We start from the raw sequence: 15179 nt of genomic DNA, 5'->3' as shown, positions 1-15179 counted from the left end.
GTGACAGCGGCCATCCCCTTCACCGTTGCAGCCGCTCTCCTTATGGGTAAAATCACAAGGAAAACAGATATAAGTGAGGATACCGCGATAGGTATGCTCTGGTCAGCCGGTATGGCCCTGGGTATACTGTTCGTGAACCTCAGCCCTGGTTATGCCCCGGATCTCTTCAGTTACCTCTTCGGTAACATCCTCATGGTAAGCAGTACCGACCTCTGGACCATGCTCATCCTTGACCTCATCATAATAGCAAGTGCCCTCCTCTTCAACAGGGAATTTGTGGCCCTCTGCTTCGACGAGGAGTACGCAGAGGTTCTTGGTGTGCCCGCTGACACCTTTTACCTTTACCTGCTTTCACTGGTGGCCATAAGTGTAGTTGTGCTCATAAAGGCAGCGGGCATAATACTTGTGATGGCACTGCTCACGGTTCCAGCGGCTGTTGCAAGGGACTTCAGTACGGACATGGGGGACATCATGATTAAGGCCTCAATCACGGGTATATTTACAGCTATGGTGGGCCTATGGGTTTCCTACTGGTTCAATATCTCATCAGGAGCCGTCATAGTACTTATACTCACACTTCTATTTGGCGCGGCCCAGATCCTGAAGTTAATGAGGAGTTCATAAGAACCAGAATCTATGATCCTTTCAAAAAAATACAAATTAGATAAAACCAGGGATTCAAAGCAAGCATATCAAAAAATACATTAAAGAATAGATGAAACCCTAGATTATGAAGTGCGGATCAGACCTCAGGGATACACTGAAATCAGCAATCGGTGACTACCTCAGCATCACACTCATAACCGGGAAGACGTACTACGGTGAGGTCAAGAGGGTTGAAACCGATTATCTGAGCCTTGAACTGAAATTAAGAGGTGGTAAAACAACCACCACTGTCATAATACCCCTTGCACATATTGTGACGATCACCCTTTAGGTCTGAGGATCTCAACACCACCCGCAGTCCCCACGATAACCATATCTGCAAGGCCTGCGAAGATACCATTCTCCACCACACCGGGTATACTGTTGAGCTCCACCTCAAGGCCTGCCGGGTCATCAATGGCACCGAATGAGGCGTCAAGGACAAAGTTGCCGTTATCTGTCACGACGGGGCCGTCCTTCCCCTCAGATGACCTGAGAGATACAGTGGCCCCCATGGACTCGAGCCTCATCATAACTGGTCTGCAGGCTGCAGGGATGACCTCAACAGGGAGGGGAAATGCGCCCAATCTATCAACAAGTTTTGATTCATCCACTATAACTATGAAGCGCCCTGCAGAGGAGTCAACTATCTTCTCAAGTGTGTGGGCAGCCCCACCCCCTTTTATAAGGTTAAGTTGAGGATCCACCTCATCTGCGCCGTCAACAGCAACATCAACGTCGTGTTCTGCAAGACTTGTAACTCCTATACCTGACTCTGCTGCAAGGAACATCGACTGGTAGGATGTGGGTACACCCATAATCTCCAGTTCTTCCTCCCTGATGCGCCTTCCAAGTTCCACTATGAAGTGGCGGGTTGTTGAACCGGTGCCGAGTCCAACGATATCACCATCCCTTATCTCCTCAACCGCCCTGAGGGCGGCCATCCTCTTGAGATCCATTGTAGACTCCCATTCATTTTTTATTCAGGGGTTTCAAAAGAACCCTTCTCAGTTCATGGCCAGCAGGGCACTTTTTTCCAGGTTTTCCAAGATTTTTTACAATCCTGCACCTGTCACCCTCCAGGATACCCTCCGGGAAACATAGATCATGCATGCTGCACTTCAGGTCACATTCAGGGAACTCAAATGAGATCACCGATCCCTCAAATGCTCCTTTTGCGTCTATTAGTGTTTCAACGTTGGATTTTTCAACTTCAATCACCTTCACCTTCTCCCCAAGATGAACCGGGCACTTCTGGTACCTGTCCTTAACGTCAGTTATCCTGTAGAGCCTTCCCTTCTCGAGGGGTCCTATGCATGTTGACCTGAACCTGCAATCCTCACATTCCTCTGCAGGTCCGCAGAAGAGGAACCGTGACCCCTTCCTTGCAAGTTTTTCACCGATAAGAGTTATCAATCATATCACTTCCGTTATCTTTGCAAGCCTTTCAGCGGCCTCGCGGGTTAAACCCCTGTCTCCAAGGATGGTGTACCTTTCCTTTCTGATGGTGTGGGCCACTGTAAGTGCCTCTATGATGTATTCAGGGTCGATACCGAGTTCAGCTGCTGTTGTCGGGGCGTTTATCCTTGCCAGGGCATCCCTTATGAATCTCCAGTCCCCACCGTGGAGGTGCATCATCATTATGGTTCCCACTCCACACTGTTCACCGTGGAGTGCCGGTTCAGGTGCCACCATGTCAAGGGCATGGCTGAACTTGTGCTCCGAGCCACTTGCAGGCCTGCTGCTCCCTGCTATGCTTATTGCTATGCCGCTGCTTATGAGTGACTTCACAGCCAGCCTTGCGCTCTCCTCAAGGCCCTCCTTTATGGCGTCAGCGGAGTTTATAATCATCTTGGCTGTCATGAGTGAAAGTGCTGCTGCTGATTCACTGTACCTCTCATTAAGAAGCCTGTGGGCAAGTTTCCAGTCCATTATGGCTGTGTAATTGGATATTATATCTGCACAGCCTGATGCAAGGAGCCTGAAGGGGGCCTTACTTATTACCTCGGTATCTGCTATCACACCGATGGGGGAGGAGGCCTCAAGGGATGCCGTGCCCTCACCGTTCCTTATGGATGCCCTGGGGGAGGCTATCCCATCATGGGATGCCGCTGTGGGCACACTTATGAAGTGCACGCCCTCAAGCGTGGCGGCCATCTTCGCAACATCGATAACCTTACCCCCACCAACACCAAGCACAAGGGAGGTACCGTTGAGGCCATCCTGGACCTGGGACACCGAGGCCATGGTGGCATCCCCAACCGTGACCTGGTCAACCTCGAATCCAGCATCCTGCAGACTCTCAATAACCGTTTCACCGGCAATTTTAAGGGTTCTGGGGCCTGTCACCACCATAACCCTTCCCTCGAATCTGAGGTCACTGCATATCCTCCCGGTATCCTCTATAACACCGGGCCCTGTGTGTATCTCCCTTGGTAGCTGAATTTTCCTTGGATCCATGTTAACCCTCTGATGGAGTATATTATTTAAGTAGGAGTAATAAAATAATTTTTGATTGGTGTTTATCTCCAGAGGAAAATATACTTTTGCGGAAATCTATCAGAAAAGACCCTAACTGTTATCATGGTGAAAAAATGACAGAGTTCAGTGAATGGTTCCACAATATTTTAGAGGAAGCTGAGATTATAGATCAGAGGTATCCAGTCAAGGGTATGCATGTATGGATGCCCCATGGATTCAGAATAAGGAAAAACACCCTTAAAATCCTGAAGAGGATACTTGACAGGGACCATGAGGAGGTTCTCTTCCCGCTTCTTGTACCTGAGGATGAACTGGCAAAGGAGGCCATACACGTAAAGGGCTTCGAGGATGAGGTCTACTGGGTTACACATGGGGGCCTCAGCAAGCTACAGAGGAAACTGGCCCTCAGACCCACAAGTGAAACCGTCATGTACCCCATGTTCGCACTCTGGGTGAGGTCACACACGGATCTACCCATGAGGTTCTACCAGATAGTTAACACCTTCAGGTATGAGACAAAACATACAAGGCCTCTGATAAGGGTACGTGAGATAACAACCTTCAAGGAGGCCCACACAATACATGCAACCGCCGAGGAGGCAGAGGAACAGGTGGAAAGGGCCATAGATATCTACAGGGAATTCTTCGACTCCCTGGGAATCCCATACCTCATAACAAAGAGGCCCCCCTGGGACAAATTCCCCGGCTCAGACTACACAATGGCCTTTGACACCCTCATGCCAGACGGCAAAACCCTCCAGATAGGAACCGTCCACAACCTCGGGCAGACCTTCGCAAGGACCTTCGAGATAAAATTTGAAAACCCCGAGGGTGAGCATGAGTACGTCCACCAGACCTGCTACGGCTTATCAGACAGGGTCATAGCCTCGGTTATAGCTGTCCACGGGGATGAATCAGGCCTATGTCTACCCCCCGAGGTTGCAGCCCACCAGGTGGTTATAGTGCCTGTTATCTTCAAGAAGGCTGCTGATGAGGTCATGGAGGCCTGCAGGGATCTCAGGGATAGGCTTGAGGATGCAGGTTTCAGGGTGCACCTTGATGACCGTGACCTCCGGGCTGGAAGGAAATACTATGAATGGGAGATGCGCGGCGTCCCCCTGAGGGTTGAGATAGGGCCAAGGGACCTTGAAAATAATTCGGCGGTCATCTCCAGGAGGGACACCGGTGAGAAGATAACAGCAGACCTTGAGAGTATCGAGGACACCCTCAGGGATCTCATGGATGACATCCTCGAAAACCTGAGAAGCAGGGCCTGGGAGAGGATGGAATCAGAGATCCGTGAGGCAGGGACCATAGAGGAGGCCAGGAGTATAATAGAGGAGAAGAGGGGTATAATATCCTTCATGTGGTGCGGTGATGAGGAGTGCGGCATGGATGTTGAGGAGAAGGTCAGGGTTGATATCCTTGGGATACAGGAGGGTGGAAGCGGTAAATGCATGAACTGTGGTAGAGACGCCCCCTACAGGGCATACCTTGCCAGAACCTACTAGATGGGAGATTGGATGAACGCAAGAATCCTTCTTGTCATCAGCCTAATATTCATCTTCGCATTTCTTAGCGGAGGGATAGGCTACATCACACTGGGAGGCCCAGACCTTGCATCGGCCGTCAGGGATGGCAGTGCAGAGGTTATACAGAAAGGTGGTGCCGGTGACGTTCCGAATACTGTGGAAATAAGGAACACAGGAAATAAACCTGTACGGGTTGACAGCGGCACCCTCCTGGCCTCAAATACCTCAGGTGACCTTGTAATTGCCACAGACACCCATGTGAGTCCCGGCTCTGCAGAGGATGTTCCCGCATACTCGGTGGAACCTGAGGAGAGGACCGTGCCGGGGGTTAAACTGGAACCCGCCGGTAAAGCCCCGGCGCTCATGGTGGATGTCCTCTCATCAAACCCTGCAGATCCATCTGAGGCGTTCAACACACAGCTCAAAGTCTGGGTTCTTGCAAGGGGCGATGAACTCAACATATACCGTGGAGAGGTTTACGCCATGGTTAAAAAGAGGGATATGCGGTTCTACCAGCTCAGGGAGAACATCACAGCGGTGAGGTCAGAGCTCATGGATGAGTACGGGCTCACCGAGGAACAGCTCTCAGAGCTTAACATCACCAGCCCGATCCTAAACCAGACAGAAAGTCCATTTAAACTGTTCTCGGTACTTGATGCCCTGAAGAACCAGATCGGAGCAAGACAATGAAGACCTGCGCCATAATACCGGTTTCAAGGTTTGCACATGCAAAGACACGACTATCCCCAACACTTTCACCATCAGAAAGGGAGGGGCTGCTCAGGGCCATGCTGATGGATGTTTCAGAGGCCCTCAGGAGACACGTTGACCGTGTGCTGGTGATCAGTGCAGATGAAGATGTCCTTGAATACGCCTACAGCCTCGGAGTCGATATACTTGAGGAGAGGGGCCGGAAGGATCTTAACGGTGCCCTGGAACAGGCTGCCGAGTTCTGCATACCAGAATTTGAGAGGGTCATGATAACACCCTCAGACATACCCCTCATAGGGAAAACCGATATCACTGAACTCCTCCACAGGGCATCCCACTTCGATGTTGTGATAGCCCCCGCCAAGGGTGGCGGGACCAACACCCTGATATTCAGGCCGGGGTCCATGAGGCTGAGGTTCGGTGATTGCAGCTTCTTCGAGCATGTGAGTGAAGCTGAGAGGAGGGGTCTCAGCGTCTCAGTGTATGACTCATTCTATCTTTCACTGGACGTTAACACAGCAGAGGACCTCGGGGAGATAATACTCCATGGAGAAGGGACCCATGCAAGGGAGTACCTCAAAAAGCTGAGTTTCACTGTGAGGCCCTCAAGGGGCTCTGACAGGCTTGAGGTTTCAAGATCATTCTAGGTGAGACCATGATGGCGCTTTCAATCGCTGGTTTTGATCCATCAGGCGGGGCGGGGATCCTAGCCGATATCAAGACATTCTCCGCCATTGGAGTTTACGGTGCAGGGGTTATAACCGCACTCACTGCCCAGAACGTGAGGAGGGTTTCGGGTGTAATGGCCGTGCCCCCTGAATTTGTTGCCCAGCAGATCGACCTGGTGATGGAGGACCTGGATATGGTGTATGCCAAGACGGGCATGCTCTACAGTGAGGAGATAGTGCTGACCGTTGCAGAGAAGATCAGGGAGTACGACCTGCAGGTTGTGGTGGACCCTGTGATGGTGGCGGCCTCAGGTGGCAGCCTATCTGCAGGTGGTTTTTCTAACGCGCTTAAAGATCATCTGCTCCCTGAGGCACTCATAGCAACACCAAATGTTGCAGAGGCAGAGAGACTCTCCGGGGTCTCCATAAGGACCCTGGATGACGCTGTGAGGGCCGCGAGGGTCCTGGGTGAAATCTGCGACGTGATAATAACAGGTGGTCACCTGGATGGTAATAATGTGCTCTGCATTGACGGTGACGTATCTGTAATTGAGGGTGAACTGGTAGAGAGCAGGAACACCCATGGAAGCGGGTGTTCATTTTCAGCTGCAACCGCTGCATACCTTGAGATGGGCCTTGAACTGGTTGATGCCCTTAAAAAGGCAGGGGACTTTGTAAGGGAGGCTATAAGGTACGGGCACCATGGTACCCTCAACCAGTTCTGGATGTACGGTGAAAAGGTTAGTGCTGAAGACCTGAAAGACTGATGCAGAAGTCATTCCCTACATAAAGCTGTAAAAGTTGCCTATCTTCAGGAAGGCAGAACCCAGCATATTCCAGATACTCGTTACATGCACTTTTTATGGGAAAAGTAAAATTACATCTTCTTCTTCATCAAAGCATTTAATTCGTCCTTCAAAAATTATTACTCTCCAGTAATTACTTAAAGTAATATTATTCTCGTTCCATAAACCAGAAAATTAAGATGCCATGATGGAACCGAATGAGAAGGGTGGGGTGAGAATCAGGAGAGCCTAGATTTAAGCAGCAGATTAATTAAAGCAGCTCATCCCTGAGGTCAATTGTATCCTCAAGGGATGGACCCGTGGATATTATGGTGACCGGAACACCTGTTTCGGATTCTATCTCCTCTATGAAACGTTTCACTTCGGCTGAGAGGTCAGAGTACTCCCTGACACGTTCACATTGAGGGTAAAGTCTGTCGACACAGGTAACAGCTATCTGTGTGGCCCCATTGATCATACAGGATTCCCTGGCCATCTCCATATCAAACAGGCCAATCCTACGTCTTCTCCCTGTGACTGTACCATACTCTTCAAGGCCGAGCTCCTCTGCCTCCTCCTGGCTGATCTCAGTCGGGAAGGGGCCCTCACCGACCCTCGTAATGTATGATTTGAAGACCGCTATGACCTCATCAACCCTTGTGGGTCCAATACCCACATCCGCCGCGGCTGTGCTTGCGGTGGTGTCCTTGCTTGTAACATAGGGGTATGTGCCGTAGTAGAGTGAAAGGCCGAATCCCTGGGATCCCTCCACAAAGACGTCCTCCCCCTCATCAAGGGCCTCGTTGACCTCCAGGGGTACGTCTGTAAGGAAATCCTCCAGTTCCTTGATTTCACGTGCAAGTTTCGCTGTCCTCATGACGCGGTCTGCATTTGCGGGTCCGCATCCTGTCCCAGTGCTCCCTATCTTCTTGGAGAGGTAACTGGATGACTGGTCCTGCTCCTTGTGCTTCTTCTCTATTATGGCGCACCTGTAGTCGACACCTGTCCTCTCTGCCACATTGTACTTTGAAAGGTACTCCATTTCATGGAGGAAGACCTCAGGGTCAACAAGGACCCCGGCACCTATGAGGAGCCTTGCATCCTCATGGAAGAAACCTGAGGGTGTGAGGCGAAGTCCATACTTCTCACCTCTGAATTCAACTGAGTGGCCCGCGTTGGGTCCCACCCCGGCCCTTGCTATTATTGATGGCTTGTCATTGTAACATAGATAGGTTATGCATTTACCTTTACCTTCGTCACCCCATCCTCCTCCAACTAAAACGGTGCACGTCATACTGATTCTCCTTAAAATTTCTGCCTCTCATATATTAAGGGGTATGCAATAAAAGTTTTTCCCAAACTGCCACTGGGTTACTCATGCCTTCTTTCTTATTATTCTCTCAAAGAGCATGGGGGTGAATCTCCTCTGGAGTGCTATTAGTACGTGCTGCTGGAGGGCCTCCTCCATGGTTTCAAGGGTTAATCTGTCCTCACCCTTCCTTATCCTCACGGCCTGGGCTATCTGGGCTATATCCCTTGCATGGGCAAAGGTTGGCTGGAGGCCCTCGCCTCCCTCGGTCATCGGCTTGTAGACCCTTGCAAACCTTTCAAGGACCTCGGGGTCGTATTCCTCCCCCATTGATTCAAGGTTGCGCCTGAAGACTTCCACTATCTCATCCACACTGGGTTTTTCAAGGTGTACATGCAGCGGCGCCCTCCTGAGGTGGGCCTCGTCCATTATTGTTATGTCAAGGTTGGTTGAGAAGGCAGGTATGAAGTGTGTGTGGACGACTATTGGGGACCCCTTAACGTAGATCATGTCCTTCTTGTTCTCCAGTGGGACGATGAGGCGGTTCAGGAGGGCGTTGTGGTCTTCCTTCTGTCTTCCAAGGTCGTCGATGAGAAGAACTCCGCCATTGGCCTTTATTATGGGGGATGTCTCATAGACGCCCTTGTTGGGGTCGAATCTGGTTTCAAGTTTTTCAGTTGTAAGTTCGGACCCTGTGAAGACAAATGGGGCGTATATCTTAACCCACCTTGGGTCCTCTGGTTGTTCAGGGCATGCACGGTGGAAGTCAGGGTCATAGAACTGTATGACCTGTTCACTGAACTCCACATACCTTGGTATGACCAGTGGGGGGAGAAGGTCTGACATCTTGCTTGTTATGAAGGTTTTACCTGTACCCGGCGGCCCGTAGATGAATAATCCCTTACCACCTATCGCGCCCTCGATGAGTGTCTTCTTTGCGCTTTCATTCCCCACGACGTCACTGAAGGCCTTATCTATTACCTCCTGGGGGATCTTTATCGGGAATCTTCCCTCAAGCTGCCTTCCCATTATTTCAAAGTAGCGGTCATAGCTTACAGGTGCCATCCCCATGTAGGGGTTCTCCTTGAGGAGTTTATCTGCCTGTTTCCTTCCCTTTTTCTTGATGGTGTAGGTTACACTGGGGAAGAGAAAGCCCCCACCTGTTGGTGCGCAGAGCTCATCCTTCTCCATCTCCTTGAGGCACTCCTCAAGTATGTCCACATGGAGACCTGTTATCTCATGTATTCTGTTAACCTGTATGCTCCCATAGGTTGCTATGATCTTCAGAAGGAGGTTTTTTATGAAGTTAACTGAGAGGTCTATTTCATCCAGTGTCTTTGGCTGTTTGAGCAACTCAAAGAGTTCCTGCATCTTTTCATCATGGTAGTAATCCATTCAACCACTCCTCACCTAAGAATCTGTCTCTCTCATAATATAATAGGTTGGATAACTTAAGCTTTGGCCATCAGTGAATCTGCTGTGGTACATTATGAGGAGCAGTTATGATTGTACCCTGAAGTTATGTACCGTAGAAGAGGAATGCCTCAAAGGTATTTTTTCTGAAGTTCTCTCACATGTAAATTTCAGTTCATCATATTTCGAAGCCATTGATAACTAGAACTTCCTATCTGGCTCACACACATATGAATTTCAGTTCATCGTCCAGTTCAATGTTTATCATATCCTTGTTGAGGTAGATCTCCTGGAGGATACCGTCTTCCATGTGGAGGACGTATATGTCGGGCTCGATCTTTTCCATGAAATCCTCAAATGTTTTATCTGCGAATTCTGTGAGTTTATCAACCACCGACCCCATCACATTCACCGTGAACTCATATTCGGCTTCAAGGGGATCCACGAATTCAAATACCATGTCCACGTCCAGCCAGCCAGGTTCCTGGAATGCCCTGGAGATGATGATGAAGTAGTCTTTATCAACGGAGATCGAGTCCCTGAGGTAGTCCTTTTTCTTTTCATAGATCCACCACATGAATGATCGGTGTGGTTCATGGTACCTCTCCTTTATGGCCTCCCTTACGAAACGGTCCATTAGTTCAGGGAGTTTTTCCAGGAATACTGCCTCATAGAGTGTATTGAAGACTGTTATGTACTCATCACGGAACCATATCTCCTCTATATGCCGGAGGTACCTCTCCATGATTTCCTGCTTTTTCTCATTATCCAGTTCAGCCAGTCTCAGAAACATCCCAAGCCTCCTTTAATTTTTATGGGACCTCCCCGCCCACTTGTGTGCTGCATAACCCCCATACTAAAGGCGAAAAAGTAAATAATTCCCATATATAAGTTTTTTGGTGGTTCGGGTTACTCATGGAAGCTGAGATGAGGGAAACAGATTAACTGCGTTAAACTTACCTATTACGAAGATGATGGTTCTGTAAAAATTTTTACCCCAAAGTTATATAGTAGGGATAGAAGGTGCCAAGTGATTAAGATGCCAGAAAGAAAACACCGACCCCATATCAGAAAGGAGAAACTGGATAACATCAGAGGGAATATGAAAATTGTATGTGTAAACTGCGGGGCAGAGAACCCTAAAGACAGTAACTTCTGTTCAGGGTGCGGAAGACACCTCAAGAGGAAAATCTGCGTCCGATGCGGTACCGAAAATGCCGATGATGCGGTATACTGCAGAAGATGCGGCATGAAACTTGAGGGTGACGTCCCGGAAGGTTACAGCACACTCCCCTACAGGAACATGGAGGGACTCACAGCACCTGAATTCATATTTATACTCCTATTCTCACCCCTAGCAGGTTTGATAGGATTCCTCATATGGTACGGTGAAAAGCCAAGAAAGGCGCGGCAGTCCCTCTCCATAGCCCTGGTGATGTTCCTCTTTGCCATGATCATATTCCTTTTCTAGGGGCAATCCAAATCATTTTTTTATCCTAAAGGACACCCTCCATTTCAAGGAGCCTCCTCTTAAGATCACTGCCCCCCTGGTAGCCCCCAGGGCTCCCATCGCTTCTTATAACCCTGTGACATGGGATGATAAGTGGAAAGGGGTTGCCTGCCAGTGCCCCTGCCACGCTCCTTGGACCTCCACCTGCAGACTCTGCGACCTCGGCGTAAGAGAGTGTGTAGCCCCTGGGAATATCAGATACAACAAGGAGGACCCTCCTCTGGTATTCTGTGCATACCCCCCAGTCAAGTATCGAGAGGTCAAAGCGGACGTCCTCACCATCAAGGAATCTCCATATGGAAGCTGTGAGTTCCGCCATGAACTCAGATTCCTGGCCGCTGGCGGTACCCTCAAGATTATCCCCCTCAGAGGGAAAGAAGATCCTCTGAACCCTACCATCCTCACATAAAACAGCAACACATGCCAGTGGATGCCTCAGAATATACATACACTTAAATGTTCTGCTGTTAGTAATGTATTAATATGGGGGTGTTCTATGGACAGAAACCTCAAGATATTCATAGCAGCCATTATCGTTCTTTCGGTTATATCACAGTTTTCAGCCTTCAAAAATGACATTGTATCCCTGATAACAGTAATAACAAACCTTGCAGCGTTTCTGGGGCTTATATACGCCAGCATCTACGCCAGAAAGGTCCACCCACACCTCTACCTGACCCTGGTACTTTTATCCACTGCCCAGTTCTTCTCATTCCTGGGTGACCTTACATGGTTCATACTTGAGAGCATACTCCTCCAGAGCCCATTCCCCTCAGCTGCAGACGTATTTTACCTGATATACTATCCCCTATTCGCAGCCGGAATCTTCAGCGTCCCTGTAAGGAGGTATTCCGACCTAAGATCAATCACAGATCTCATGATAATCCTTATAGCATCCCTATCGGCGGCCTGGGTCTTCCTTGTTAAGCCAACAGTTCCTGCAGGAGGGAATCTCCTGGAGGTCGCTGTCTCAACACTCTACACCATCGGTGACCTCATCATAATTTTCATGCTCATGGATCTGATCATAAACAAGCTTGGCAAATTCCGCTCAAAAACACTTCATATATTCCTCATGAGCGTCATCGTTCTTATCATTGCGGATATATCATTTGTCCACCAGAATATAATCGGAGATTTATCTGGAGGTCTTCAGGACCTCCTCTGGCCCCTGAGCTACCTGTTACTCCTGGTTGCGGTGGACGAGTTCTTCAGGGAGGACTGGTCAAAACCAGTCTATGTTGAGAGAAAGCTCTCAATTATCACATACCTCCCCCACATATTCATAGTGCTTTTCTACCTTTTAACAGTATACAGCATCCTTGAAATTGGTGTTTATCACTCTAATGAACTCATCCTATCCCTTGGGGTGATCATAGTACTCTTTGTCTTAAGACAGCACCTCTCCATGAAGGAAAACCTCACCCTTCTAAATGAGGTTGAGAATGAAAGAAAACAGACTGAGAATTACCTTGAAGTTGCAGGCTCCCTCATAATGGTGCTGGATGCCAGGAACCGGGTGAAACTCATAAACAGAAGGGGTCTTGAAATCCTTGAATGTGAACGTGGGGAAGTTGAGGGTAAAAACTGGTTCATGGTCTTCGTACCCCCTGAGGACCGTGAGTGGCGCGAGGAACTCTACAACAGCAAGATCAATTCAGGTGAGTATGGTTACCACCTGACAGGAAATATAATAACCTGTAATGGTAAAAGAAAGATCGTGGCATGGCATGTCAGGTTCCTGAGGGAAAATGGTGAGTTCACCGGGAGCATAATCTCAGGTGAGGATATAACAGAGATTCAGAAGGCCAGAAAAGCCCTTGAGATGAGTGAGAAGAGATACCGGGAGATATTCGAACTGGCACCAAGCCCAATAATCTCACTGGAAGAGGACCTCACCATAAAGGACTGCAACAACAGGGCGGAATCCGTTCTTGGCTACCGGAAGGATGATCTTGAGGGGAGAAACCTCAAGGAAATCATACACCCGGAGGATTCAGAGGAAGATGTTGAGGGAAGCCGGCGCCTCCTCAAAGCCGATGGTGAAATCATATATGCGAACCTCAAGCTTACACATGTTGGAGATGAACTCATCCTCATAGTGGAGGACCAGACCGATATAATCAGGTCCCTCAGGGAGAAGGAGCTACTGCTCCGGGAGATACACCACCGTGTCAAGAACAACCTCCAGATAATCTCAAGCCTCCTCAGCATACAGGAGCGCAAGGTGGAATCAGAGGAACTCTCAAGGGTCCTCAGGGAGAGCCGTGACCGTATAAGGTCCATTGCCCTTGTCCACGAGCACCTCTACCGCTCAACAGACCTCACAAACATAAGGATAAGGGACTACCTCATGAACCTTATCTCAAAGATAAGCCAGGGGCAGGTGGAGAAGGGTTCCATCATGATCGAGACAGATATAGAGGACCTTGAATTCAACCTTGAGACAAGCCTCCCTCTTGGACTCATAGTAAATGAACTCGTCACCAATTCACTGGAACACTCCGGTGCAGAGAACATCAAAGTGGAGTTAAAGGACCTCAATGGATGCTTTGAACTCGTGGTCTCAGATGATGGGAGGGGAGTTAAGTCCCCAGAGGTGCTTGAGGGATCAGGTAATATGGGATGGTACCTTGTAAGGGCCCTTTCAGACCAGCTTGACGCCTACATGAACATTGAAACAGGAGATGGTTTAACCGTCACCCTCAGGTTCAGGGAACTGGGATACACAGAAAGATACTGATACAGTAAAGAAACGATTAAAACTCCACACAGAAAAGAGGTATCATGAAGTTCCGAATAACAGACAGGATCCCATCAGCCACCCCCGACATGTCCACGGCTGATGTCCTCAGAAATGTAGGGGAAAGGTTGGGGAATATGACAGCATAGACTACGTCTACATCCTTGAGGATGGTAAACTTCTGGGTGTCGCATCCATGAGGGAACTCCTCTCCGCCGATGGAAAACTCGGTGACATCATGAAGAGGGATATTATATCCTTACCCCCTGAAGATGACCTGTTTGATATACCCTACCTGGCACTTTCACATGGAATTAAGGCCATACCCGTGGTTGACCATGAGGGTAGATTCATGGGTGTGGTGACCCATGATGAGATCATAAGGATACTGAAGATGGAGGCCGACCGGGACATCCTGCACTTCGGGGGAGTATTCCACAGGGTCATCGACGAGGACCTGGGGGCGCTGAACATGGTGAGGTCAAGGGTACCCTGGCTGGTGGTGGGAGTCATAGGCGGTACCATAACAGCAGCCCTCATAGGTAGCTTTGAGGGCCTCCTATCAGAGTTCATAGCACTGGCATCATTCATACCCATAATGGTTTACATGAGTGACGCCGTCGGAACCCAGTCAGAGGCCCTTATAATACGTAAGATCGCTGTGGACCCCTCAATGAGGCCCCTCCTCTATATCAGAAGGGAGGTTATGGTGGCGGCAGGGATAGGGGCCCTTTCATCTGCCTTCGCTGGTTTGATGGCTGGTCTTACAAGGATGAACCCTTCACTGGGGTTGATCGTCTTCATATCCATGTTTTTCAGTGTTCTTGCAGCTGTCTTCATATCCACCGCATCCCCCCTGGTATTCCGGAGGCTCGGCTTTGACCCGGCGGTTGCAGCCGGACCCCTTGCAACCATCCTCAGTGACTTTACAACAACGCTGATATACCTGAGTGTTGCATCGCCAATACTCTAATAGGAGGACTTTCATGGATCATGAAGAGAGAATTGAAGAACTGGAGTTTGAGATAAAGGAGAAGGATAAAAGGATAAGGGAACTTGAACTGAAGCTCGCTGAGTGCAGGGGACGTGTTGATGAGCTGAGGTCCGAGAAGTCGGAACTGCAGGAGGAGGTCAACAGGCTCCAAGTCATGAAGCTTGATCTTAAGCTCAGGAACATCCAGGAACTCGAGGATGAGAACAACCGCCTCAAGCACAGGATAGAGATAACCAAGGGCCTCCTTGACGATGCCCGGGAAAGGCTCGAGGTTCTTGAGGGCGTTGTGGATGAGTTTCTGAATCAGGGTTTAACCGGGAGGTTGATGGGGAGGGAACCTGAAGGTCTCATCTACTACAGAAAGAGGTTCGGGGACTGAAAAAACTGC

17 protein-coding genes are annotated in these 15179 nt (G+C 49.3%); 10 read left to right on the top strand and 7 right to left on the bottom strand.

The window, feature by feature from the left end:
• Together QFX30_RS05115 and QFX30_RS05110 are read left to right on the top strand one after the other, a co-directional pair.
• A partial coding sequence (locus QFX30_RS05115) for an iron chelate uptake ABC transporter family permease subunit (RefSeq protein WP_300489088.1) occupies positions 1-624 on the top strand: 624 nt, incomplete at its 5' end.
• Between the two features lie 106 nt (positions 625-730).
• Positions 731-937, top strand: coding sequence for a hypothetical protein (locus QFX30_RS05110; protein ID WP_013295805.1), 207 nt, complete (start codon positions 731-733; stop codon positions 935-937).
• Here QFX30_RS05110 and rpiA read toward each other — a convergent pair.
• From rpiA to QFX30_RS05095, 3 genes are read right to left on the bottom strand one after another with little or no spacing between them, the layout of a single operon-like run.
• Positions 927-1604, bottom strand: coding sequence for a ribose-5-phosphate isomerase RpiA (rpiA, locus tag QFX30_RS05105; RefSeq protein ID WP_300489086.1), 678 nt, complete (start codon positions 1602-1604; stop codon positions 927-929). The genes QFX30_RS05110 and rpiA overlap by 11 nt on opposite strands.
• A 13-nt stretch (positions 1605-1617) precedes the next feature.
• The gene (locus QFX30_RS05100) at positions 1618-2061 is read right to left on the bottom strand and encodes a UPF0179 family protein (RefSeq protein ID WP_300489083.1); all 444 of its coding nucleotides are present in this window, start codon (positions 2059-2061) and stop codon (positions 1618-1620) included.
• Positions 2062-3105, bottom strand: coding sequence for an NAD(P)-dependent glycerol-1-phosphate dehydrogenase (locus QFX30_RS05095; RefSeq protein WP_300489081.1), 1044 nt, complete (start codon positions 3103-3105; stop codon positions 2062-2064).
• Between the two features lie 134 nt (positions 3106-3239).
• Here QFX30_RS05095 and proS point away from each other — a divergent pair, with 134 nt between their 5' ends.
• Genes proS through thiD form a run of 4 tightly spaced genes read left to right on the top strand, consistent with a single transcriptional unit; the run spans position 3240 to position 6804 of the window.
• Positions 3240-4637, top strand: a complete 1398-nt coding sequence (proS, locus tag QFX30_RS05090) for a proline--tRNA ligase (protein WP_300489078.1) — start codon at positions 3240-3242, stop codon at positions 4635-4637.
• A gap of 12 nt (positions 4638-4649) precedes the next feature.
• Positions 4650-5348 (top strand): hypothetical protein, encoded by a 699-nt coding sequence (locus QFX30_RS05085; RefSeq protein WP_300489075.1) that lies wholly within the window; start codon positions 4650-4652, stop codon positions 5346-5348.
• Positions 5345-6016, top strand: coding sequence for a 2-phospho-L-lactate guanylyltransferase (gene cofC, locus QFX30_RS05080; RefSeq protein ID WP_300489072.1), 672 nt, complete (start codon positions 5345-5347; stop codon positions 6014-6016). The genes QFX30_RS05085 and cofC overlap by 4 nt, the downstream gene beginning before the upstream one ends.
• An 8-nt stretch (positions 6017-6024) precedes the next feature.
• Positions 6025-6804: a bifunctional hydroxymethylpyrimidine kinase/phosphomethylpyrimidine kinase gene (thiD, locus tag QFX30_RS05075; protein WP_300489070.1), complete on the top strand. Its 780-nt coding sequence runs from the start codon at positions 6025-6027 to the stop codon at positions 6802-6804.
• Positions 6805-7093: 289 nt separating this feature from the next.
• Here the strand turns inward: thiD and QFX30_RS05070 are convergent, their stop codons facing one another.
• The 3 genes from QFX30_RS05070 to QFX30_RS05060 form a co-directional block, all read right to left on the bottom strand.
• A complete protein-coding gene (locus QFX30_RS05070) occupies positions 7094-8116 on the bottom strand; it encodes an adenylosuccinate synthetase (RefSeq protein ID WP_300489067.1) in 1023 nt (340 codons plus the stop codon).
• 81 nt (positions 8117-8197) lie between these two features.
• On the bottom strand, positions 8198-9526 hold the full coding sequence (locus QFX30_RS05065; protein ID WP_300489065.1) for an ATP-binding protein: 1329 nt from the start codon (positions 9524-9526) through the stop codon (positions 8198-8200).
• 238 nt (positions 9527-9764) lie between these two features.
• Positions 9765-10337: a hypothetical protein gene (locus QFX30_RS05060; RefSeq protein WP_300489062.1), complete on the bottom strand. Its 573-nt coding sequence runs from the start codon at positions 10335-10337 to the stop codon at positions 9765-9767.
• Positions 10338-10583: 246 nt separating this feature from the next.
• Between QFX30_RS05060 and QFX30_RS05055 the strand changes: the two genes are divergently transcribed.
• A complete protein-coding gene (locus QFX30_RS05055; RefSeq protein WP_300489060.1) occupies positions 10584-11015 on the top strand; it encodes a zinc ribbon domain-containing protein in 432 nt (143 codons plus the stop codon).
• A gap of 25 nt (positions 11016-11040) precedes the next feature.
• Here the strand turns inward: QFX30_RS05055 and QFX30_RS05050 are convergent, their stop codons facing one another.
• Complete coding sequence (locus QFX30_RS05050; RefSeq protein ID WP_300489056.1) at positions 11041-11502, bottom strand: methylated-DNA--[protein]-cysteine S-methyltransferase; 462 nt, start codon at positions 11500-11502, stop codon at positions 11041-11043.
• Positions 11503-11550: 48 nt separating this feature from the next.
• On the opposite strand from QFX30_RS05050, the gene QFX30_RS05045 reads away from it, so the two are divergent.
• The 3 genes from QFX30_RS05045 (at position 11551) to QFX30_RS05035 (ending at position 15170) form a co-directional block, all read left to right on the top strand.
• Complete coding sequence (locus QFX30_RS05045) at positions 11551-13797, top strand: sensor histidine kinase (RefSeq protein ID WP_300489053.1); 2247 nt, start codon at positions 11551-11553, stop codon at positions 13795-13797.
• Positions 13798-13993: 196 nt separating this feature from the next.
• A complete protein-coding gene (locus tag QFX30_RS05040) occupies positions 13994-14770 on the top strand; it encodes a magnesium transporter (protein ID WP_300489050.1) in 777 nt (258 codons plus the stop codon).
• A 13-nt stretch (positions 14771-14783) separates the two neighbouring features.
• Positions 14784-15170: a hypothetical protein gene (locus tag QFX30_RS05035; protein WP_300489047.1), complete on the top strand. Its 387-nt coding sequence runs from the start codon at positions 14784-14786 to the stop codon at positions 15168-15170.
• Positions 15171-15179 lie beyond the last annotated feature (9 nt).

Source organism: Methanothermobacter sp. (assembly GCF_030055435.1).
Taxonomy (GTDB): Archaea; Methanobacteriota; Methanobacteria; order Methanobacteriales; family Methanothermobacteraceae; genus Methanothermobacter.
The sequence above is the reverse complement of the archived record's forward strand: the minus strand, read 5'-3'. Positions and strand labels throughout refer to the sequence as shown.